This is a genomic window from Acutalibacter sp., assembly GCF_056800975.1.
This window is the reverse complement of the sequence record NZ_JBQISV010000009.1, coordinates 16,994-37,759: the sequence shown is the minus strand read 5'-3', so window position 1 is coordinate 37,759 and position 20,766 is coordinate 16,994. Positions and strand designations below refer to the sequence as shown.

The following is a 20,766-nucleotide window of genomic DNA, read 5'->3' as shown; positions in this document are numbered from 1 at the left end:
GCCCTACGGGCGGGGGAACACAGAGATAATCATCTGTGGTTTAGACACTCCCGGCGGGCCAGGCGGGCTTGACAAGCTCCGCCTGTTTGTGGTATAGTCTTTCCGTTCCCCAAATCGAAAGGAGTGATGTGTTATGAAAAACATCCTGGTACGCAAGAGGCTGACGATTCGATGGGAGGAATGGCATGACAAATCTGACCGAATGGGGCTTTCCCCAAGAGCTTTTAGACCAAGTAAACCAACCTGAAAACGCCCTGCCCGCCCGGGTCACCGCGGTGTGGAAGGAGCGGTTTCAGCTGATAACCCAGCAGGGCGAGCAGTATGCCCGGCTGAAGACCAAGGAATTCTTTTTTGAGGCCGGCAGGTCCTTTCCCACCACAGGGGACTATGTGCTGGCCCTGCCTGCCCCGGGAGACTGGCAGCTGGTGGAGACCCTGCCCCGCAAAAGCTTTTTCTCCCGGCTGGACGGCTGGCGCGGCGTCGAGCAGGCTGTGGCGGCAAACATGGACCTGGCCGTGGCAGTGCAGTCCTTAAACGAGGACTTCAGCCCCAAGCGGCTGGAACGCTACCTCACCCTGGCCTGGAACTCCGGAGCCAGACCCCTGGTGGCGCTCACCAAGGCCGACCTGCCCGGGGACCACAGCGAAAAGCTGGCCGCAGCCCAAGAGACTGCGGGAGGAGACGTGCCGGTTCTGGCCGTAAGCGCGAAAACCGGCGCCGGCATGGACCAGCTGCAGGCCTGCCTGGCCCCTGGGCGGACAGCGGCGTTTCTGGGCTCCTCCGGGGTGGGCAAGTCCAGCCTGGTCAACCGGCTGGCCGGGGAGGAGGTCATGTCCACCAGCGGCGTCCGGGAGCGGGACGGCAAGGGGCGGCACACCACCACCCACCGGCAGCTGCTGCGGCTGGCCTCCGGGCTGCTGGTCATCGACACCCCCGGTATGCGGGAGCTGGGCATGTGGGACGCAGCCGAGGGCCTGTCAGCGGCTTTCCCGGATGTGGAGCAGTATTTCGGCCAGTGCCGCTTTCGGGACTGCAAGCACGAAAACGAGCCCGGCTGCGCCATACAGGCGGCGATTGAGAGGGGCGAGCTCTCCCAAGACCGCTGGAAAAGCTACTGCCAGCTGGCGGGGGAGTCCCGGGCCAGCCAGCGGATGAAATGGGGCCAGCAGAGCCGTTCTGTGTCCAAAAACCGGCGGCAGGGGGAGAAATACCGGAAAAATTTCTCCGGCAAGGCTTGACATCCGGCTGCGGCAGGCGTATAATAGGTATAATATACCAAACCGAATAAAACAGAATTGCTGTGACGAAGACAGCGGGGCGCAATCCTCTTTCAGAGAGCCGGCGGCAGGTGCAAGCCGGCAGGGAGAGCGCCGGAGGCGCGGGAGGCAGGCTCCCGCCGCTGCTTCCGCTTATCTCTTCCGAGCTGAGGGTCCGAAGCCGCGCCGCGGTGGTAGACGCCCTCCGTGTACGCCGCGTTAGGGCGCAGGGCTTGTTAGAGCCTGGAAGTGGGCGCTGGGCAGGAAATGGCACAGCGCAAAATGAGTGGTACCGCGGAGCCAATCCGTCTCATGGGAGTATTTCCCGTGAGACGGATTTTTATTTTTTAAGAGAGAGGAGCTGAGCCTATGACCGCCTACGAGCTGACTGTAAAGGCCAACCGCTTCCTGATTCAGGACGGCCAGCTGACCTTGTCCCAGAAGCTCTATATTGTCCGCCGCCTGCTGGAAGCCCGTACCCCGCCGGAGGAGGCGGAGCGCTTCTACCGGGGCGTCCGCTGCCCGGGCAATGTAGACCGGGAGGGGCGGCGGATGTACCCGGCCTACTTCATTCCCCCGTACCATGGGGGCAAAAAATACAAAAGCCTCCTGAACCAGACCCCGAAGACCCAGATATTCTCCGCCAATCTCTACGAGCTGGAAATCCTCCGCCTGCTGTGCCTGCTGGCTCCCGACCGGCCCCAGGTGGAGGAGCTGCGGGAGGGCAGCCTTGCCCGGCTGAAGACCACCTGCTTTGGCTGCGAGGACGACGGGGTAGGGGAGTGCTTTGACGCCTCCCTGGCGGTCCTGCGGTTTCTGGTCGTGGCCGCGCCGGAGGAGACAGCCTGGCTCAAGGGTCGGCTGGACAATTTCCAGCGGCATTACAGCGAGAAAAAGCGTCCCTGGTTCTGCCTGTGGTACTTCTGGCTGTGCCTCTCCGAGCTGCCCTTTGACCTGGCAAAGCCCTACACCGACCCATACCTGCCCGAAATGCTGAAATGGCTGAAGCACAAGGGCATGGTCATGCACAGCGAGCACGACGTCACCGTGCACCCCATGCTCATGTACATGCTGCGCAACAATGTGTGCCGCTACCCGGCGTACGCCCACATCCAGGGCCGCAAGCCCTATATCCGGGAGAAGGATGGTAGGATCTGCTTTGATATGGCTGTGGGGGATTGAGGGGAGGCTTGTGGTGGGATTTTCATTTTCTTTGAAAATGAAAATGAAGGGCGTTTGTATGTTTTGGCCTCCGGCGGCTTAGGGCTTCGCCCTAAGGACCCACCAGGGGCGCTGCCCCTGGACCCTGCCAGAGGGGCAAGCCCCTCTGGACTCCATATCCGCGCTTCTGAGTGTTGCTGTCAGGAATGCTTTCGGCCCGCGTTTCGGCCTTCTGCTATATTTTTCGTGTTGCTGTCCATACTACATTTTAGTGACTATACATACCAAAAGGGGGACGACCCAATGGAAAAAACCGATTTGAAAACCCAGCTGGCCGAGGTGGCCCAGCGCATCCGCACCATGCGGGAGATTACCGGCCTCTCAGAGGAGGAAATGGCCAGGTGCACCGGCGTCAGCCGGGAGGAGTACCGCCGCTGCGAGGAGGGGGGCCAGGACTTCAGCTTTACCTTTATCTACAAATGCGCCAAACGCTTTGGCGTGGACCCCACGGACCTGATCCGGGGGGTCAGCCCCACCCTGTCCACCTACACCATTGTCCGCCACGGGGACGGCCTGCCTATTACCCGGCGGCATGGGTTCAAATACCTCAATCTGGCCCCCCTGTTCAAGGACAAAACCGCCGAGCCCTTTTTTGTCACCATGCCCTACAGCGAGGCCGAGCAGCACACGGCCATCAAGCTGGCCAGCCACGCGGGGCAGGAGTTCGACATTGTGATAAAGGGCGCCATGAAGGCCCAAATCGGCTCCCATATCGAGGTGCTCTACGAGGGGGACTCCATCTACTACAACTCCGGCGCCCCCCACGGCATGATCGCCACCGGCGGCCAGGACTGCCAGCTGTACGCCATGGTCATGAAGGGCTCAGAGGACCTGCCTCCCCAGCAGGACAAATTCCAGACCCTCATTGACCGCAAGCTGGCCCGCAAGCCCCGAGAGAGCGTCTCCGACCCCTTTATCGACACCTTTCTGGATGAGAACGGCATCCTCAAGGAGATCCAGTTCAAAAACCAGGAGAATTTCAACTTTGCCTTTGACGTGGTGGACGAAATCGCCCGCCGCACCCCGGAGAAGCTGGCCATGCTCCATGTGGACCGTGAGAAGCGCGAGCGCCGGTTCACCTTCTCCGATATCAGCCGCCTCTCAAGCCAAACCGCCAACTACCTGGAGTCCCTGGGCATCCGCCGGGGAGACAAGGTGCTGGTGGTGCTCAAGCGCCACTACCAGTTCTGGTATGTGATCACCGCCCTGCACAAAATGGGCGCGGTGGTCATCCCCGCCACCAATCAGCTCATGGAGCACGACTTCGACTACCGCTTCAAAGCCGCAGGGGTCAAGGCCATTGTCTGCACTGCCGATGGCGAAACCGCCCAAGAGGCGGACCGGGCCGCTCAAACCTGCCCCGGCGTGCAGGTCAAAATTCTGGTGGGCAGCAGCTCCAAGGCCCAAAGCATGGGCTGGCACGACTTTGACCAGGAGCTGCCCGCCCACTCCGCTGTGTACGAGCGCAGGCCCGACTCCCCCTGCGGCAGCGACCCCATGCTGATGTATTTCACCTCCGGCACCACCGGCTACCCGAAAATCGCCATGCACAGCTACCAGTACGCCCTGGGCCACTATATCACTGCCCGCTACTGGCACAATGTCAACCCCGACGGCCTGCACTTCACCATTTCAGACACCGGCTGGGGCAAGGCCATGTGGGGCAAATACTATGGTCAGTGGATGTGCGAGGCCGCCATCTTCACCTATGACTTTGACCGGTTCGACGCCCACGACATTCTGCCCATGTTCGCCCAATACCACATCACCACCTTCTGCGCCCCGCCCACCATGTACCGGTTCTTCATCAAGGAGGACCTGTCAAAATACGACCTCTCCGGCATCGAATACTCCACCACCGCCGGCGAGGCCCTGAACCCGGAGGTCTACGAGCAGTGGAAGCGGGCCACCGGCCTGATGCTCATGGAGGGCTTCGGTCAAACCGAGACCACCTGCGTCATCTACAACCCAGTGGGCGCCATCCCCAAGGTGGGGTCCATGGGCGTGCCCAGCCCCCTGTATGATGTGGACGTGGTGCTCCCCAACGGCAAGTCCGCCCCAGTGGGCGAAACCGGAGAAATCGTCATCCGCACCGATAAAAAGGTTCCCTGCGGGCTGTTCACCGGCTACTATCAGGACCCGCGCCAGACCCAGGAGGCCTGGCACGACGGCCTCTACCACACCGGCGACACGGCCTGGCGGGACGAGGACGGCTACTTCTGGTATGTGGGCCGCACCGACGACGTAATCAAGTCCTCCGGCTACCGCATCGGCCCCTTTGAGATCGAGAGCGTGATTATGGAGCTGCCCTATGTGCTGGAGTGCGCTGTCACCGCCGCCCCAGACCCGGTGCGGGGCCAGGTGGTCAAGGCCGACATTGTGCTGACCCGGGGCACAACGCCCAGCGACGAGCTGAAAAAAGAGATTCAGACCTATGTAAAAAAGCACACCGCGCCCTATAAGTACCCCCGCATTGTAGAGTTCCGGGAGGACCTGCCCAAAACCATCAGCGGCAAAATCCGGCGGGTGGAGCTGCGGGGGGAGAACAAGTAACCCCCGCCGCAAACCTTGACAAAGGACCCGGACGGGAGTATAATAAGCATAAAAGGGATACCGGCTGTGTGACGGTTAGCGTCCCTCGATAGTAACCAGAAAAGTCAGGTTAACCGCTCGGGTCGCGTCCGGGCGGTTAACGCGCTTTTAGGGACAAAACGAACACACAAAATAGCGCTGCAAGTATGTAAATCAGAATACGCGCTATTACTTTCCCCATTCGCCTCACCTCCTTTCGGAGGGAGTTGCTAACCGCCGCAGCCGGTATCCAGCTTTATTGTACTCCCTTTGGCATATTGTGTCAACCACACATGGAACATATACCAATGCGAAAGGAATGCCATTATGATAACCAACGCCTTTGACCCCAACTCCCCCGCCATCATACAGCTCCGCCCTGCGGAGGACCGTTTGAAATGCGATGCCTGCATCGTCACCTTTTCTGACATAATCGAACAGTATGTGCTCAACCACTACCCCTGCCGGGAGTTTGCCCAGGAGCGAAACGCCTGCGGGCCCACGCCTGTCTATTCCCTGGAATACAAGGGGCGCACACTTGCCTTTTATAAAACGCTGATCGGAGCCCCGGCGGCGGTGGGCCTGCTGGAAGGCGTGGCCATGCTGGTGGATACGAAAAAGTTCGTGGTGTTCGGCGGGGCGGGCTGTCTCGACAGGGAAATCGCCCACGGCAGGGTGATGGTCCCCCACCGGGCCTACCGGGACGAGGGAACCTCCTGCCATTACGCGGCCCCGGCGGATTACATCGGCCTCCCCCATGCTGGCGTTGTGGCGGAGTTCCTGGCGGACCGGGGCATCCCATATGTGACCGGCGGCACCTGGACCACCGACGCTTTCTACCGGGAAACAGAAACGAACTTTCAGAGGCGCAAGGCCGAGGGGTGCGTCTCCGTGGAAATGGAGTGCGCTGCCTTGCAGGCCATGTGCGATTTCCGGGGCTATGAGCTGTATTACTTTCTCACCAGCGGCGACCTGCTGGACGCCCCCCAGTGGGACCCCCGTTTGGAGGGGGACAGCCTCGCCGGCACGCAGCACGATATGACCCATTTTGACTTGGCAGCGGAGCTGGCCTGTTTTATCTCCGCACAACCGGCCCATCATACATAAATAGCATAGGGAGGCGATACCCATGGAGTACCAGCTGAAAAACGGCGAGACGCTCACCCTGCGCCCGCCTACTGTGGAGGACGCGGCGGAGCTGCTCCAAATCATCGCCGCGGCGGATACCCAAACCCGGTTTCTGGCCCGGAACCCCGGCGAGCTGAGCTTCACAGTGGAGCAGGAGGCGGAGATGATCCGCACCATGCAGAGCAACCCGAACCACCAGTGGTTTGTGGCAGAGTACCAGGGCAAACTGGTGGGGAACTGCTCGGCAGGGCTGGTCAGCGCCGGCCAGCGGTTCCGGCACAGGGCAGGGGTGGCCTTTGCGCTGCTGCAAGAGTATTGGGGCCTGGGCATTGGGGGCAAAATGATGGAGCACTGCCTTGCCTGGTGCCGGGAGCACAACTGCCGGCAGGTGGAGCTGGACGTGGTGGCCGGAAACAACCGGGCCCTGAGCATGTACAAAAGCTTCGGTTTTCAGTCCTGGGGCGCCAAGCCCCAGGCTCTCCGGTATCCCGACGGCAGCTGCGCCGACGAATACTATATGGTAAAATTTCTTTGAAGGAGTGACAGCTATGTTAAAAGGTATCCGCAACAGTCTGGTGCTCACCTCTGTTCTCTACGCGGCCTTGGGCGTGGTGCTGATGATCTTCCCCGGCACAGCCCTGCGGCTGGCCTGCACGCTCATCGGCCTGGTCACCTTGGGCTATGGGCTCACCCGGGTGCTGAGCTGGCGGCGGCTCTCCCAGGAGACCGGCGGCTACAGCCAGCGTTTCGACCTGTTCCTGGGTGTGGTACTGGGCCTGCTGGGCCTCTTCCTGCTGGTAACGCCCCAGGTGCTGGTGTCCATCATCCCCGTGGCGCTGGGGCTGTATGTGCTGGTAGACAGCGTGTCGGCAGGAAAGCGGGCATTGGATATGAAAGCCCTGGGCTACCAAAGGTGGTGGGCCGCCCTGGCGGCAGCGTTGGTGCTGGCGGCGTTCGGGGCGGTCATGGTGCTGCGGCCCTTCCAGACAGTGGAGAGCCTGGTGGTGTTTATTGGGGTGGGCTTTGTGTTCGACGGGGTCTCGACCCTGGCCGGCACCCTGGCCGCAGACCGTGCCTACCGGGACAAATAAACAGAGCGGCCCCCCCCCAAGCCCAAAGTCACAAAAAGGCGGTCCGCCGGCCTTGCGCAATGCGCAGGTCAGCGGCCCGCCTTTTCCTGTTCCGGCTCCTCCTCCTTCTTACAGAACAGCTCCCTGACCCCAATCACCAGAATAAACGCCCCAAACAGCCGCCGCAGCAGCGAGGCGTCCAGCCCGCCCGCCAGCAGCGAGGCCGCAACGCAGGCCGGCACGCCTCCCACCCCGCACCAGAATACCGCCCGCCCCTCCACCAGCCCGTTTTTGATATGCCCCCAAAGGGCCGGCCCGGCACAGCAAATAAAGTAGACCAGGTTCAGGCCTCCGGCCCGCAGCTGGTCCATGTGCTGGGCCATGGTCAGCCACAGCAGCAAAAGGGTGCCGCCCCCCACTCCAAACCCAGAGAGCACCCCAGTCAAAAAGCCCACCGCCAACCCTGAAATTGCCTCCATACAAGCCTCCTCACCCCAGCAGCAGGGCCCGCAGCCCGCCGTAGATAATCAACAGTCCAAAGCCCCTGCGCAGCCACACCAAGGGCACCCGCTTGAAGATCCTCCCCGACACCAGCCCCCCAACAAAGCCTCCCGCCAGATAGGGCCAGGCACCCTCAAGAGCCAGGCCTCCCCTGAACCAGTAAATGGCCGCCGACACAGCCGACAGCGGCAGAATCACCCCCACAGACGCCGCAAAGGCCTTGCGCCGGGGGAGCCCCGCCCACCCGGCCAGCAGGGGCACCAAAAACAGCCCGCCCCCCGAGCCAAACAGCCCGTTGGCCAAGCCGGCCAACGCCCCGGTCACTCCATACTTTGTCCGGCTGAACTCCATACAGCGTCCCCTCCTGTAAAAACTTATGACCCTAGCATGTGTATTTCTCTTGGGAAAAATCACAGAATAATCATAAATTTTTCAGGAGGTGGCCGGAATGAGGGAAAACAAGAAAAAAAGGAGCAGGCCTAAAAGCCGGGCCGTCCAATACAAGGCCTATGGGCTTTTCTTCCTGCTGACTCTGCTGCTGGCCCTGGCCGGGCACTCCATTGCCCATGTCTCCGGCGACGTGGAGTATGTGGCGGCGGCAGGCCAGCAGAGCGTCTACCGGCTGGACGTGGCCAAGGCCCGGGGCACGATTTTCGACTGTATGCTCCGCCCCCTCACCGGCAGCAAAAAGCAGTGGGTGGCCGCAGTGGCCCCCACCATCGAGGCCATCGGCGCCCTGGAGACCGCCACAGGGGGCCGCTACCGGGACCGCCTTGCCCTGGCCCTGGAGGACGGCAAGCCCTTTGCCCTTACCCTGGACAAGCCGGTGGAGCACCCCTGCGTGGACATGTTCTCTGTGGCGGAGCGGTATGAGGAGGACATGCCCGCCCCCCATGTGGTGGGTTATCTGGACAGCCAGGGAGAGGGCGCGGCAGGGGTGGAGCTGGCCATGAACGACGTCCTGGCCCTGTACCAGGGGGAGCTCTCTGTCTACTACCATGTAGACGCCATGGGCCGGGTGATTGCCGGCGACCAGCGGGTGACCGCCGACACCTTGGAGGAGGCCCAGGGCGGGGTGGCCGTCACCCTGAACAAGGAGCTGCAGCAGATGGCCGAGCAGGCCTCCGCCCGGCTGGGCCGGGGGGCTGTGGTCATCACCGAGGCGCCCGACTGCAAAATCCGGGCCCTGGTCAGCCTGCCGGACTTTGACCCCGGCCAGCTGGGCCAGGCCACCCAGAGCCAGGACTCCCCCCTGGTGAACCGCGCCCTTTGCGCCTATGCCCCCGGCTCGGTGTTCAAGCTGGTCACAGCGGCGGCGGAGCTGGAAAGCGGCTCTCTGCTGAAGGATTTTGAGTGCACCGGCGCGCTGAACGCAGGGGGCCTGCTGTTCCACTGCTACGACGGCCAGGCCCACGGCAGGGTAGACCTGGCCGCTGCCATCGAGCAGTCCTGCAACTGCTACTTCATCAGCGCGGCCCGGGCCATGGGGGGCCAGCCGGTGCTGGGGCTGGCCTACAATCTGGGCCTGGGCACCGGGCAGGAGTTCGGCCGGGGCCTGTTCACAGCCTCAGGCAGCTTGCCCCAGGGCGCCGCCCTTGAGAACGCCCGGGCGTTGGCAAACTTCTCCTTTGGCCAAGGAGACCTGACCGTTACCCCTGTGCAGCTGTGCGGCCTGATGAACGCCATTGCCTCCGGCGGGGTATACCGCTCCCCCAAGCTCATAGAGGGCCTGGTCAGCAGCGGCCAGCTCATCCCCCAAACCCCGGTGACAGACGTGACCCGCCAGGCCATGAGCCAAAGCACAGCCCGCCGGCTGCAAGACTACCTCCGGGGCGCGGCCAAACAGGGCACTGGCAAAAACGGCGCGCCAGAAGGGGTGCGCTGCGGCATCAAAACCGGCACCGCCCAAACCGGGGCCTACGAGGGGGGCGAGGAGCTGTCCCACTTCTGGTACTGCGGGTTTGTAGAGGACGAGAGCGGCCCCAGATACTGCATCACCGTGCTCAAGGAGTCGGCGGCAAACGGAGACGAGGTGTCTCAAATCTTCCGGGAGCTGGCGGAGCGCTTGGCCGGCGGAGACTGGTGAGGGAGAAACTCCCCCTGACAGCCCCTCCCGAAAAACCGTTGACAAACCCGCCCGAACGCGCTATACTATGGGTAAAACATGTGCGCGGAGAAGACGCTTTCTCCCCCGGATGCAGAGAGGCGGCGGCAGGTGCAAGCCGTTGAAGGGGCAAAGCGGGCCGCTCCCCAGTGGGTCCCCCGGCGGGCGGCCCTGCGCATCCGCTGCGAGGAGCGGCGGCGTACCAGGCGTTAACGGAGAAAAGCAGGCGTCCGGCAGTGGGGCGCAATTTGGGTGGTACCGCGGGCTTGCCCGTCCCAATGGGGACTGGCAGGCCTGTTTTGCGTAATGGGGAAGGAGGAAGGCCATGAAGCAATGGGAAAAGCGTCCGGACACAGGACTTCCGCACAGCCGGCGGGCGGTCTGCGCCGCCGGGGCCGTTGGGATGGAAGGGGGAATTAAGCCATGGTGCTGCTGATCGCCGGAGCCAGCCACACAGGCAAAACCGCCCTGGCCCAGCGGCTGCTGGAAAAGTATGGTTGGCCCTACCTCTCCATCGACCACCTGAAAATGGGCCTCATCCGCAGCGGGCGGACCTCTCTCACCCCCCAGGACGACCTGCAGCTGACAGAATACCTCTGGCCCATTGTGCGCGAGATGGCCAAAACCGCCATCGAGAACCGCCAGAACCTGATCATAGAGGGCTGCTACATCCCCTTTGACTGGCAGGCGGGGCTGGGCCAGGGCTACCTCCGTCAAACGCGCTATGTGTGCCTGGTCATGTCCCGCCGGTATATAGAGTCCCACTGGGAGGCAGTCTGCGGCCACGCCAATGTGGTGGAACAGAGAGGGGAGGAAGAGCCGGACAAAGAGGCGTTGATACAGGACAACCAGGAGAACCTGCGCCAGTGCCAGGCCCACGGGCTGGAATACATCCTCATCGACAAAGCGTATACCGTGGACCTGAGAGCTTTGGAAGAACAGCTTCAAACAGAGAGCACATAGTTGAGCTAAAAGAAATCTACTCCCCTGGTATTACAGAGACCGGGCCGGGGGAGGACGGAGGAGCCGCGGCTGCTCTGTGAAGAAAACGACAAATAAGGAGACGATACAAATGCAATGGACCGGACTGAACGAACTGAGAGAAAAATATCTGAGCTTTTTTGAGAGCAAGGGCCATCTGCGGCTGCCCAGCTTCTCCCTGATTCCCCAGGGAGACCCCAGCCTGCTGCTCATCGGCGCGGGCATGGCCCCCATGAAGAAGTATTTCACCGGCGAGGCGGAGCCCCCCCGCCACCGGGTCACCACCTGCCAAAAGTGCATCCGCACCCCAGACATTGACAGCGTGGGCATCACAGACCGCCACGGCACCTTTTTCGAGATGCTGGGCAATTTCAGCTTCAACGACTACTTCAAGCGGGAGGCCATTACCTGGGCCTGGGAGTTCTTCACCCAGGTGCTGGAAATCCCCGAGGAAAAGCTGTATGTCACCGTGTTCGAGACAGATGACGACGCCTGGAACATCTGGACAAAGGAGGTGGGCGTGCCCGAGAGCCACATGAAGCGTTTGGGCCGTGAGGACAACTTCTGGGAGCACGGCAGCGGCCCCTGCGGCCCCAGCTCCGAGATTTTCTTCGACCGGGGCCCCGAGCATAGCTGCGGCAAGCCTACCTGCGGCTTGGGCTGCGACTGCGACCGCTACGTTGAGGTCTGGAACCTGGTGTTCACCCAGCTCAACAGCGACGGCAAAGGCAACTACACCCCCCTGGGGCGGGAGAATATCGACACGGGCCTGGGCATGGAGCGTCTGGCCTGCGTGATGCAGGACGTGGACAACCTGTTCCTGGTGGACACTATCCAGAATATCATGAAGAAAATCAGCGAGATTACCGGCGTACAGTACGGCCAGAGCCCCAAAACCGACGTCTCCCTGCGCATCATCACCGACCATATGCGCTCCACCGTGTTCATGATTGGCGACGGCGTCCTCCCCTCCAACGAGGGCCGGGGCTATGTGCTCCGCCGCCTGCTGCGCCGGGCTGCCCGCCACGGCCGGCTGCTGGGGGTGCGCGGGCCCTTCCTCAAGGATGTGGTGGACACGGTGATTGAGGAGAACGGCGGGGCCTACCCCGAGCTGCGGGAGAAGCGGGAGACCATCCGCAAGGTGATGGCCTATGAGGAGGAGAGCTTCGAGCGCACCATCGACCAGGGTATGGCCATGCTCACCGAGTTCATTGACAAGGCGGAGAGCAAAATGTTCTCCGGCGAAAGCGCCTTTACCCTTAACGACACCTTTGGCTTCCCCCTGGATCTGACCAAGGAGATCCTGGCCGAGCGGGGTATGCTGGTGGACGAGGAACGCTTCCAGGAGCTGATGCGCCAGCAGAAGGAGCGGGCCCGCTCCGCCCGGAAAAACGCCGGAGCCGACGCCTGGAAGGGGGAGGGCGGGGCAGTCAACGGCCTGCCCGCCACCGAGTTCATTGGCTATACCGAGCTTGCCGGCGAGGCCAAGGTGCTGGCCATCATTCAGAACGGCCAGCGGGTCGAAACCGCCGGCGAGGGGGCCGAGGTGTCCGTGGTGCTGGACCGCACCCCCTTCTACGGGGAGAGCGGCGGCCAGACCGGAGACAGCGGCCAGCTGAAAGCCGAGGGCCTCACCGTAGACGTGATTGACGTCACCCGGCACGAGGGGGTCTTCCTCCACAGGGTCCAGGTCAGCGAGGGCTCCTTGAGCCAGGGAGACACGGTTACCGCCCAGGTGGAGGAGGCCCAGCGGTTCAACACCATGCGCAACCACACGGCCGCCCACCTGCTGCAGGCCGCTCTGCGCCAGGTGCTGGGCAGCCATGTGGAGCAGGCCGGCCAGCTGGTAAACGAGGAGCATGTGCGCTTCGACTTCACCCACTTCACTGCCCTCACCCCCGAGGAGCTGGCCCGGGTAGAGGGCCTGGTCAACCTGGAAATACTGAAGGCCGTGCCGGTTGAGGTCCGCGAAATGCCCATCGGCGAGGCCAGAAAGCTGGGAGCCATGGCCCTGTTCGGCGAAAAATACGGGGACATGGTGCGGGTGGTCTCCCTGGCGGACGGCTTCTCTATGGAGCTCTGCGGCGGCACCCACATGGACAACACCGCCCGGCTGGGCCTTTTCAAAATCATCTCCGAGTCCTCCGTGGCAGCGGGGGTGCGGCGCATTGAGGGCGTCACCGGCAGCAGCGTGCTGCTGGAGCTGGGCCGGCAGATTGCCGCCCTGCAGGAGGCCGCCCAGACCTTGAAGGTGATGAACCCTCTGGAGCTCCCCGCCCGGGCCAGGCAGCTGACAGCGGAGCTGAAAGAGAAGGACCGGCAGATCGAGAGCCTGAACGCCAGACTGGCCTCCATGAACCTGGAAGGGGTCTTCCGGGACGCCACAGATGTGGATGGGGTAAAGGTAGTGTACGCCCTGCTCTCCGGCACAGGCAGCGACGCTCTGCGGGCCCTGTGCGACAAGGCCAAGGAGCGGGAGGAGCCCATTGCGGCAGTGTTCGCAGGGGTCAGCGGCGGCAAGGCCTCGCTGGCAGCGGCCTGCAATAAAGCCGCCCAGGCAAAGGGCCTGAAGGCCGGGGCTCTGGTCAAGGCCGTGGCCCAGCTCACCGGAGGCAACGGCGGCGGCAAGCCCGACTTTGCCATGGCCGGCGCCAAGGACCAGACCAAGCTGGACGAGGCCCTGGCAGCAGTGCCCGGGCTTGTGAAGGAGCAGATGCAGGGATAATCCCTCTGCCCGCTCCTTGCAGAAAAAAGAATGAAATGACCTTCCGCGCAGAAGGTGAATCAAGCGCCCCCGAGACCGCCATCTCCGGGGGCTTTTTTCTCATTGACATTTGTACTGCCCGCCCGCCGGTGCGGAACAGACACAAACAATCAACAGCCTGTACCGGCCGGGCGGACAGCCGCCCCTCTCCAGATATTCTATTGTTTTTTAGCGGGCCTTCTGCTATAATGTAAGCAAACCAGTAATTTACGAAGGGAAGATGGCTATGTCAGACTGTGTTTTCTGCAAAATAGCGGCAGGGGAGATCCCCTCCGCCAAGGTTTATGAGGACAGCACTGTCCTTGCCTTCCGGGACCTGGACCCCCAGGCCCCCACCCATGTGCTCATCATCCCCAAGGAGCACATTGCCTCCGCAGCGGAGCTCACCCCAGAGAACAGCGGGGTGGTGGCCCACATCTTTGAGGTGGCGGCCAGGCTGGCCAAGGAGCTGGGCCTGGAAAAGGGCTTCCGGGTGGTAAACAACTGCGGCCCGGACGGTATGCAGAGCGTCCAACACCTGCACTTCCACCTGCTGGGCGGGAAGCAAATGGGCTGGCCTCCCTTCCCGCCCCAGCCATGACAGGCAAAGGCCCTGGGCCCGGCCAACGGCTGCTCTGGGTCCTGGCTGTGCTGGTCCTGCTGGCCCTCCCCGCCTGCGGTGGGAAAGAGCCGGAGGCCTCTGTGGAAGGGGTCTTGGTATATCAGCACGGCTCCACGTTCTATTTTTACAGTAAGTCCGACTATGAGCCCATCCTCACCCTGGCCGGGGACGTGACCACGTCCGGCGGTGAGCTGGCGGTGGGGCAGAAGGTTCGGGTGAATTTTAACGGCTCCGTACTGGAAATCGCCCCGCCCCAATTTGATAAGGTGTATTCTGTGGAGATTCTGGGCGCGGCGGGGGAGGAATTACAAGAGGGCCTGACCTACTTTAATACCCAGGTAAAGCCCTGGCATATCGACGGTCTGGGCGCACATTCCCCCCAGGACCCGGAGGTCACAGAGGGCATTCTGGTATACGAAAGTGTGCATGAGGAGCATTCCGCCTTCTACCTGTATACAGGGGATGAATACAATAAAGTCATCATGCTGTCCGGCGACGGGCCCGCGTCCGGCGGCGAGCTGGCGGTGGGGCAGAAAATCCGGGTGAATCACGATGGCATGTTGGAGAGAATGGCCCCGCCCTCCTTTTCCACCGTATATTCCATTGACATCCTCAGCGAAGCGTCAGAGGAGGAATTCCAAGCCGCGCTGGACTATTTCAACACAGAAGTAAAGCCCTGGCATATCGACGGCATAACAGAATAAGCCGTCAACCAAACGACAACCACGAAGGGAGAATCGTCATGAGCACATACAAAATCAACATTGCGGGCTGTGAGCGGGAGCTGCCCATCTGTCCCATCAACGAGCATCTGGACATCGCTGGCTTTGTCATGTTCAGCGATGTGGAGGTGACAGAGGCAGTAGCCAAGGCCCTGCTGGCAAAATGCCCAGAGCACGACGTCATCGTCACGGCCGAGAGCAAAGGCATCCCCCTGGCCTACGAGCTGGCCCGCATCGGCTGCCGCAATTATGTGGTGGCCCGCAAGGGCGTCAAGGCCTATATGGAGGACCCCATCCATGTAGAGGTAAAGTCCATCACCACCGACCATGTGCAGAAGCTCTATCTCTCCAAGGCGGACTGTGAAAACCTGAAAGCCAAGCGCATCCTGATTGTGGACGATGTGATCTCCACCGGCGAGTCCCTGGCCGCCATGGAGGAGCTGCTGCACACCATCGGCGGGCAGGTGGTGGGCAAGGCCTGCGTCCTGGCCGAGGGCGACGCCCAGGACCGGGAGGACATTATCTTCCTGGAGCCCCTGCCCCTGTTCTTCAAGTAAATGCCCCGGCGGCCTCTTGCCGTGGCAGGCTTTGCGGCCTTTGCCGGAGCCGCCGCCGCCGCGTGGCTGGGCCCCGCTGTCTCCCAGACCCTGGCGCTGGCCGCCGGGGTCCTGGCATTTCCGGCCCTTTTGCTCCTGCTCCGGGGAAAGGGCCGGGCCAGAGCCCGAGCCGGAGCCTGCCTGCTCTGCTGCCTGGTCTGGGCCCTGGTGTGCGGCCGGTACTGCTATGCCTGGCGGACTCAGGTGGAGCCGGTCCAGCACCTGGCGGGAACCGAGTCAGAGGTCAGTGTGCAGATTCTGGACTACCCCGAGTACCGCTACCGGCGGTACTACTATGAGGCCCTGGTGCGGACGGTAGACGGCAAAAAGGTGGAGGCCTTCCCCATCCGCCTCTCCTGCGGCGAGCCTCTGTACTGCCAGCCCTACGAGCTGGTAAAGGCCCAGGTGGCCTTCTACCCCTTTCAGGAGGGCGGGCTCTACTCCACCCGGAACACACAGCTGGCCCGGGGGCATGTGCTGGGAGCCTGGCTCTCCGGGTACGACACAGAGACCAGCAGCTGGTGGGTCTACTCTCCGGGGCGGCTCATGGCCTGGCTCCGGGAGGCAGTGGGCCGGTCCGTCTCCCGGCTTCTGCCGGCGGAGGAGGCGGGGCTGGTCCGGGCTATTCTGCTGGGCCAGCGTTCCGGCCTCTCCAACGGCGTCCGCGATGATTTCGCCCAAATCGGCTCCTCCCATGTCATGGCAGTGTCGGGGCTGCATGTGTCCATTCTGGCGGCGTTCACGGCCCTGCTGGTCCGGCGTTTCCCCATTGGCCCCTGGGGCAGGAGCCTCTTCGGCATGGCCTTTCTCCTTCTCTACCTGTGCCTGATCGGCTTCCCCGTGTCAGCCCTGCGCAGCGGCCTCATGTATTTCCTCTACCTGCTGGCCCAGCCCCTGGGCCGGCGCAGCGACGGGCTGACGTCCCTGGGCTTTGCCCTGCTGGTCATCTGCCTGCTTCAGCCCTTTTCCGGGGGCGACCCGGGGTTTGCCCTGTCCGCTTCCTCCACAGCGGGCATTCTTGTGCTATACCGGCCTGTGCAGAGGCTCTTTGGCCGCGTCCTGGCCCCACATCCCCGGCTGCGGCGGGCGTTAAAGCCGGCGCGGGCCTCAGTGGCTGTAACAGTCAGCGCCCTGCTCTTCTCCCTGCCCATCCAGCTGGAGCTGTTCGGCGGCGTCTCCCTCCTGGTCCTTCTGTCCAACCTGCTGCTGGTGCCCCTGGTCACCTTGCTGCTCTACCTCTCCATCCCCCTGGCAGCGCTGGCTCCCTTTGCCCTCACCCAGTCCCTGGCCCGGCCCTTTGCCTTTTGCGCCGGGTGGCTGGCCCGGCTCATTCTCCGGCTGGCGGAGGGCCTCGCCTCCGTCCCGGGGGGCTTTGTCAGCTTCGACAGCGGCATATGGCTGGCGGGCCTGGCCGGGGCCGCGTTGATCGGCTGCTGGGCTGCGCTCACTACCTGCCGCCGCCGGGGACGGGCCCTCTGTCTGGGGCTTCTCCTCATTGCCGGCATGGTGTTCTGGCAGGACCGCGTCCTCCATTCAGGCGCCGTCACCCTGGCCATGGGCGGCGACAGCGTCTCTGCCTGTGTGCTGGTCATCAAGGACGGCCGCGCCGGGGCCCTGTCCCTGGGGGGCTTTCCCAGCGGCAGGGCAAAGCGGCTGCTGGCCCGGGCCCACATTCCCCGGCTGGACAGCCTGTATCTCCCTGTCCGGGACTCCGCTGCCCGGGAAATGGCCGGAGACCTGCTGGCCTCCCGCCCGGTAGAGCGGCTTCTGCTGCCCCAGGGCGCATACGCGGGCAAAGACTTGGAGGGCGCCAACATACCCATACACCGGGTGCCCACCGGAAGCGGCTGGGAGGTCGTGCCCGGGGTAGCGGCCTGGTGCCCTTCCGAGGAGTGGCTGGTGCTGCAAGCAAATGGCCGGCAGGCGGCCCTTCATGTAACAGAGGACTGCGCCCTGTCCATCTCAAAGGCCGGGCTCCCCCTCTCCGCCGGGCAGCAGACCGTGCTGTTCTCAACAGAGGACGCCCCCGCAGCGGAAACCTTTGGCGAGCTGCCGGAGGGAGAATACATCCCCCTGTACGGCAAAAGCCTGCTGGTGCACATAGCCCCCAACGGCGCAATCCGCTGGGAGCTGTGCACCTAGCCCGCCAGCCTTCAGGCGGGGGAGAGCCCTCTCAAAAATCACTAACTCGCCAAAGCAAAAGGCGGCAGACAAAAAGTCTGCCGCCTTTTTTGTTTTGGCCCCTGACGCCACAGGTTCCTGGCCAAAAGTTCAGCATTTCTCCGGCTTTCAAACAAACGCCAGCCAGGACAAGCCTCCTCAGGGCAGCTTGCCCAGCACCCTGCCCTGGCAGCGAAAGTCGTCAAACTCCGCCAGAGGAATGGGGCTGTACTCCGGGTTCAGAGAGAGAAGCTCCCCATGCCCCAAACGCTTGATATAGCCGTCCCCATTCAAAAAGAAGATGCCGGTCTCCCCCTCGTGCACAGCCTCGGTGCGCTCCACAAACACAATGTCCCCGTCCCGATAGGCGGGCTCCATGCTGCGGCCGTTGACCCGCACACAAAAGTGGGCCCGCTCCGGCACCAGCTCCCCGGGAATTTCCAGCCGGGTCTTATAGGCGGCGTCCACCCAGGGCTCGCCGGTGCCCGCGCTAACAGCTAGGTCATAGCAGTTGATATAGCTGATGTGCCCCGAGCGGTCCCTCTCCAAGGTCAGCTCCTGGCGGGTCATGCGCTCATACTCCTTGTTCAGAATCAGCTCCGCCAGTTCCCGGCCATGCAGGTCCAGCAGCCGGTATTTACGCAGCAAGGCCAGCTCCTGGGGAGAAACCGCCCCCGGCGCGCCGGTTTCCAGCAGCTGGTCGGCGGAGACCTGAAGCAGCTGAACCATGCGGCGGAGCTTTTGCAGGTCAGGCTGGCGGCGGCCAGACTCATACCCGTTATAGGTGGTCTTGTCCAGGCCCAGCTGCTGGGCCATCTGATACTGGGTGAGGCCGGCAGCAGTGCGGGCGGCCTTAAGGGCGTCGTGGAAGCTCATAGGGGTCACTCCTTGGGTTTGCTTTCATCCGGCTCTGAACAGAATGGGCCAAAGGCCCCCTTACCTGCTCTTAGTATACCCCATTGGTTGACGAAATGTCAACAAATCTTTAGAAACTGCTTGACAAATTGTCGTTACGCCTCTATAATAAACATTAAGGTGTCATATTGACAACTAAATGATAAAAAAGGGGCGAATCACCTATGAAAATGCAATGGAACATGACCGGCTGGGGCCAGGGGGGCGCGGCCGACTATCAGGCCATGGCCCAGGAGGCCGCCCGGGAGCGGGACACCCTGCAAGCGCTGCTTCAATCCCGGCAGCAGCGGGGGCCTGCCCGGCCGGAGGAGGAACAGGTGTGGCAGCGGGACAACCGGCTCCTATACATCATGTATCTGGAACAGCGGAGCAACTGCCGGGAATTCACCCGCCGGGCCCAACGCCGCGAAAGGGGGTAGGGAATGGGAAAGCGGAAGCGACCCAGCGCAAAACAAATGGAGCAGCTGGCCGCCGGCTATTTCAGCCGGTGCCGGCAGGAGCGCAGCCACCCCTCTCTGCCGGGCCTGGCCCTGGCCCTGGGCTTTGCCAGCCGCCGGGAGCTGGAACAGGCCCAAAGCGCCAGCGGCCCGGCAGGCGAAGTCCTGCGCCGGGCAGTCACCCGGGTAGAGGAGGCCACCCTGCAATCCGCCTTTACCAAAGACCTGGCGGCCAGCGCCAAGTTTATTCTGCAAAACGGCTTTGGCTATGCCGAAAAAGCCGCCCAGCCCCCGCCGGAGGAGATCCGGGTGCTGGTGGAGGAGCCGGGAGAGGAGGGAACGCCTTGAGGGTCTATATTCCCCCCAGGGCCTTTAACCCGGTGTACCTGCCCCTTCTGCGAGAGGACAGCCACCGGTATGTGGTGCTGTATGGGGGAGCGGGCAGCGGGAAGTCGGTGTTTGCGGCCCAGCGGCTGGTGGTGCGGCTGCTGGAACGCCCCCTGTGCAATGTGCTGGCGGCCCGGGCTGTGGCGGCAACCCACCGGGACTCCACCTTTGCCCTGTTCCGGCAGGTGATCAACCGGTGGGGGCTGGGCAGTCTGTTCCGCTTTGCCCAGGGCGAGCTGCGCATCACCTGCCTGAATGGCAACAGCGTCATCTTCAAGGGCCTGGATGACCCGGAAAAGCTGAAATCCGTCACCTTCCCCAAGGGCGAGCTCACAGACGTGTGGGTAGAGGAGGCCTCAGAGCTCACCGAGGCCCAGTTCAACCAGCTGGACCTGCGGCTGAGAGGCCGGGGCTCCCACAAGCAGCTGACCGTCACCTTCAACCCGGTGTCCACGGTACATTGGCTGAAGGCCCGGTTTTTCGACAGGCGGGAGGAGCAGGCCGCAGTGGTGAAAACCACCTACCGGGACAACCGTTTTCTGGACCCGGACTATGGCCGGACCCTGGAGAGCTACCGGGAGAGCGACCCCTATTACTACCAGGTCTACTGTCTGGGGGAGTGGGGCGTGCTGGGGCAAAGCGTTTTCCACGCCCAAAAGGTGTCGGCCCGGCTGGGCGGGCTTACCGGCCCTCTGTACCGGGGGGACTTCCTGCCCGGGGAGGAGCCCGGCGGGCCGGACAAAAGAGAGGACGGATTTGTCAGCGTGTACCGGGAGCCGGAGCCGGGAGAGAGCTATGTGGTGGGCGGCGACACCGCAGGGGAGGGCTCCGACTACTTTGTAGGCCAGGTTGTCAACCGCCGCACAGGAGAGCAGGTCTGCACCCTGCGGGGCCGCATGGACGAGGACCAGTACGCCCGGCAAATGTACTGCCTGGGCCGGTGGTACAACTGGGCGCTGCTGGCGGTAGAGGCCAACTTCTCCGGCTACCCCCTGCGGGAGCTGGAACGGCTGGGCTACCCCAACCAGTATGTGCGGGGCAGGGGGGAAGCCGGCCGGCTGGGGCTGGGCTTTTTAACCACAGCCTCCACCCGGCCGGTGATTCTGGCCGGACTGGTAGAGGTGGTGCGGGAGCACACAGAGTGGCTCCATGACCGGGAGACTCTGCGGGAGATGCTGAGCTTTGTCCGCAGCAGCCGGGGCCGGGCGGAGGCCCAGGCAGGCGCCCATGACGACTGCGTGATGGCCCTGGCCATTGCCTACTATGTCCGGGGCGCAGGGGAGGCCCCGGGAGAGAGCCAGTGGGCCGTAAGCATTACGCGCTGAAACAACATCGCGGCCTGTTCCCAGCCA

Annotated in this window: 19 protein-coding genes; 16 read left to right on the top strand and 3 right to left on the bottom strand. The window is 63.0% G+C overall.

Going from position 1 to position 20,766, the window contains the following annotated elements; translation table 11 throughout:
* Positions 1 to 185 precede the first annotated feature (185 nt).
* The 6 genes from rsgA (at position 186) to ACTO5E_RS02120 (ending at position 7,267) form a co-directional block, all read left to right on the top strand.
* Positions 186 to 1,238 carry a ribosome small subunit-dependent GTPase A gene (gene rsgA / locus ACTO5E_RS02145; protein ID WP_482301177.1) on the top strand — a complete coding sequence of 351 codons (1,053 nt, stop codon included), beginning with the start codon at positions 186 to 188 and terminating at the stop codon, positions 1,236 to 1,238.
* Between the two features lie 387 nt (positions 1,239 to 1,625).
* Positions 1,626 to 2,438: a hypothetical protein gene (locus ACTO5E_RS02140; protein ID WP_482301175.1), complete on the top strand. Its 813-nt coding sequence runs from the start codon at positions 1,626 to 1,628 to the stop codon at positions 2,436 to 2,438.
* Between the two features lie 282 nt (positions 2,439 to 2,720).
* A complete protein-coding gene (locus ACTO5E_RS02135) occupies positions 2,721 to 5,030 on the top strand; it encodes an AMP-binding protein (RefSeq protein WP_482301173.1) in 2,310 nt (769 codons plus the stop codon).
* A gap of 345 nt (positions 5,031 to 5,375) precedes the next feature.
* Positions 5,376 to 6,155 (top strand): nucleoside phosphorylase, encoded by a 780-nt coding sequence (locus tag ACTO5E_RS02130; protein ID WP_482301172.1) that lies wholly within the window; start codon positions 5,376 to 5,378, stop codon positions 6,153 to 6,155.
* A gap of 22 nt (positions 6,156 to 6,177) precedes the next feature.
* Positions 6,178 to 6,711, top strand: a complete 534-nt coding sequence (locus tag ACTO5E_RS02125) for a GNAT family N-acetyltransferase (RefSeq protein ID WP_482301170.1) — start codon at positions 6,178 to 6,180, stop codon at positions 6,709 to 6,711.
* A 13-nt stretch (positions 6,712 to 6,724) separates the two neighbouring features.
* Positions 6,725 to 7,267, top strand: a complete 543-nt coding sequence (locus tag ACTO5E_RS02120) for a DUF308 domain-containing protein (protein WP_482301168.1) — start codon at positions 6,725 to 6,727, stop codon at positions 7,265 to 7,267.
* Positions 7,268 to 7,335: 68 nt separating this feature from the next.
* Here the strand turns inward: ACTO5E_RS02120 and ACTO5E_RS02115 are convergent, their stop codons facing one another.
* Entirely contained in the window at positions 7,336 to 7,725 is a 390-nt protein-coding gene (locus ACTO5E_RS02115) for a TSUP family transporter (RefSeq protein WP_482301166.1), read from the bottom strand.
* A gap of 10 nt (positions 7,726 to 7,735) precedes the next feature.
* On the bottom strand, positions 7,736 to 8,098 hold the full coding sequence (locus ACTO5E_RS02110; protein ID WP_482301165.1) for a TSUP family transporter: 363 nt from the start codon (positions 8,096 to 8,098) through the stop codon (positions 7,736 to 7,738).
* Positions 8,099 to 8,195: 97 nt separating this feature from the next.
* Between ACTO5E_RS02110 and ACTO5E_RS02105 the strand changes: the two genes are divergently transcribed.
* From ACTO5E_RS02105 to ACTO5E_RS02075, 7 genes are all read left to right on the top strand, one after another.
* Positions 8,196 to 9,833, top strand: coding sequence for a penicillin-binding transpeptidase domain-containing protein (locus ACTO5E_RS02105; RefSeq protein ID WP_482301163.1), 1,638 nt, complete (start codon positions 8,196 to 8,198; stop codon positions 9,831 to 9,833).
* Between the two features lie 441 nt (positions 9,834 to 10,274).
* Entirely contained in the window at positions 10,275 to 10,814 is a 540-nt protein-coding gene (locus ACTO5E_RS02100; RefSeq protein WP_482301161.1) for an adenylate kinase, read from the top strand.
* 109 nt (positions 10,815 to 10,923) lie between these two features.
* The gene (gene alaS, locus ACTO5E_RS02095; RefSeq protein ID WP_482301158.1) at positions 10,924 to 13,557 is read left to right on the top strand and encodes an alanine--tRNA ligase; all 2,634 of its coding nucleotides are present in this window, start codon (positions 10,924 to 10,926) and stop codon (positions 13,555 to 13,557) included.
* A 265-nt stretch (positions 13,558 to 13,822) separates the two neighbouring features.
* Positions 13,823 to 14,176 (top strand): histidine triad nucleotide-binding protein, encoded by a 354-nt coding sequence (locus ACTO5E_RS02090; protein ID WP_482301157.1) that lies wholly within the window; start codon positions 13,823 to 13,825, stop codon positions 14,174 to 14,176.
* Positions 14,177 to 14,277: 101 nt separating this feature from the next.
* Positions 14,278 to 14,901: a hypothetical protein gene (locus tag ACTO5E_RS02085; protein WP_482301155.1), complete on the top strand. Its 624-nt coding sequence runs from the start codon at positions 14,278 to 14,280 to the stop codon at positions 14,899 to 14,901.
* Between the two features lie 38 nt (positions 14,902 to 14,939).
* Positions 14,940 to 15,476: a phosphoribosyltransferase family protein gene (locus tag ACTO5E_RS02080; RefSeq protein ID WP_482301153.1), complete on the top strand. Its 537-nt coding sequence runs from the start codon at positions 14,940 to 14,942 to the stop codon at positions 15,474 to 15,476.
* Positions 15,477 to 15,497: 21 nt separating this feature from the next.
* Positions 15,498 to 17,657, top strand: coding sequence for a ComEC/Rec2 family competence protein (locus tag ACTO5E_RS02075; RefSeq protein ID WP_482301152.1), 2,160 nt, complete (start codon positions 15,498 to 15,500; stop codon positions 17,655 to 17,657).
* Positions 17,658 to 17,834: 177 nt separating this feature from the next.
* On the opposite strand, the gene ACTO5E_RS02070 is transcribed toward ACTO5E_RS02075, so the two are convergent.
* Positions 17,835 to 18,551: a helix-turn-helix domain-containing protein gene (locus tag ACTO5E_RS02070; RefSeq protein ID WP_482301150.1), complete on the bottom strand. Its 717-nt coding sequence runs from the start codon at positions 18,549 to 18,551 to the stop codon at positions 17,835 to 17,837.
* A 203-nt stretch (positions 18,552 to 18,754) separates the two neighbouring features.
* Here ACTO5E_RS02070 and ACTO5E_RS02065 point away from each other — a divergent pair, with 203 nt between their 5' ends.
* The 3 genes from ACTO5E_RS02065 to ACTO5E_RS02055 are packed head-to-tail and all read left to right on the top strand — an operon-like array spanning position 18,755 to position 20,739.
* Complete coding sequence (locus tag ACTO5E_RS02065; protein ID WP_482301148.1) at positions 18,755 to 19,009, top strand: hypothetical protein; 255 nt, start codon at positions 18,755 to 18,757, stop codon at positions 19,007 to 19,009.
* Positions 19,010 to 19,012: 3 nt separating this feature from the next.
* A complete protein-coding gene (locus ACTO5E_RS02060) occupies positions 19,013 to 19,375 on the top strand; it encodes a terminase small subunit (protein WP_482301146.1) in 363 nt (120 codons plus the stop codon).
* Entirely contained in the window at positions 19,372 to 20,739 is a 1,368-nt protein-coding gene (locus ACTO5E_RS02055; RefSeq protein ID WP_482301145.1) for a PBSX family phage terminase large subunit, read from the top strand. The genes ACTO5E_RS02060 and ACTO5E_RS02055 overlap by 4 nt, the downstream gene beginning before the upstream one ends.
* The last annotated feature ends 27 nt before the right edge of the window (positions 20,740 to 20,766 follow it).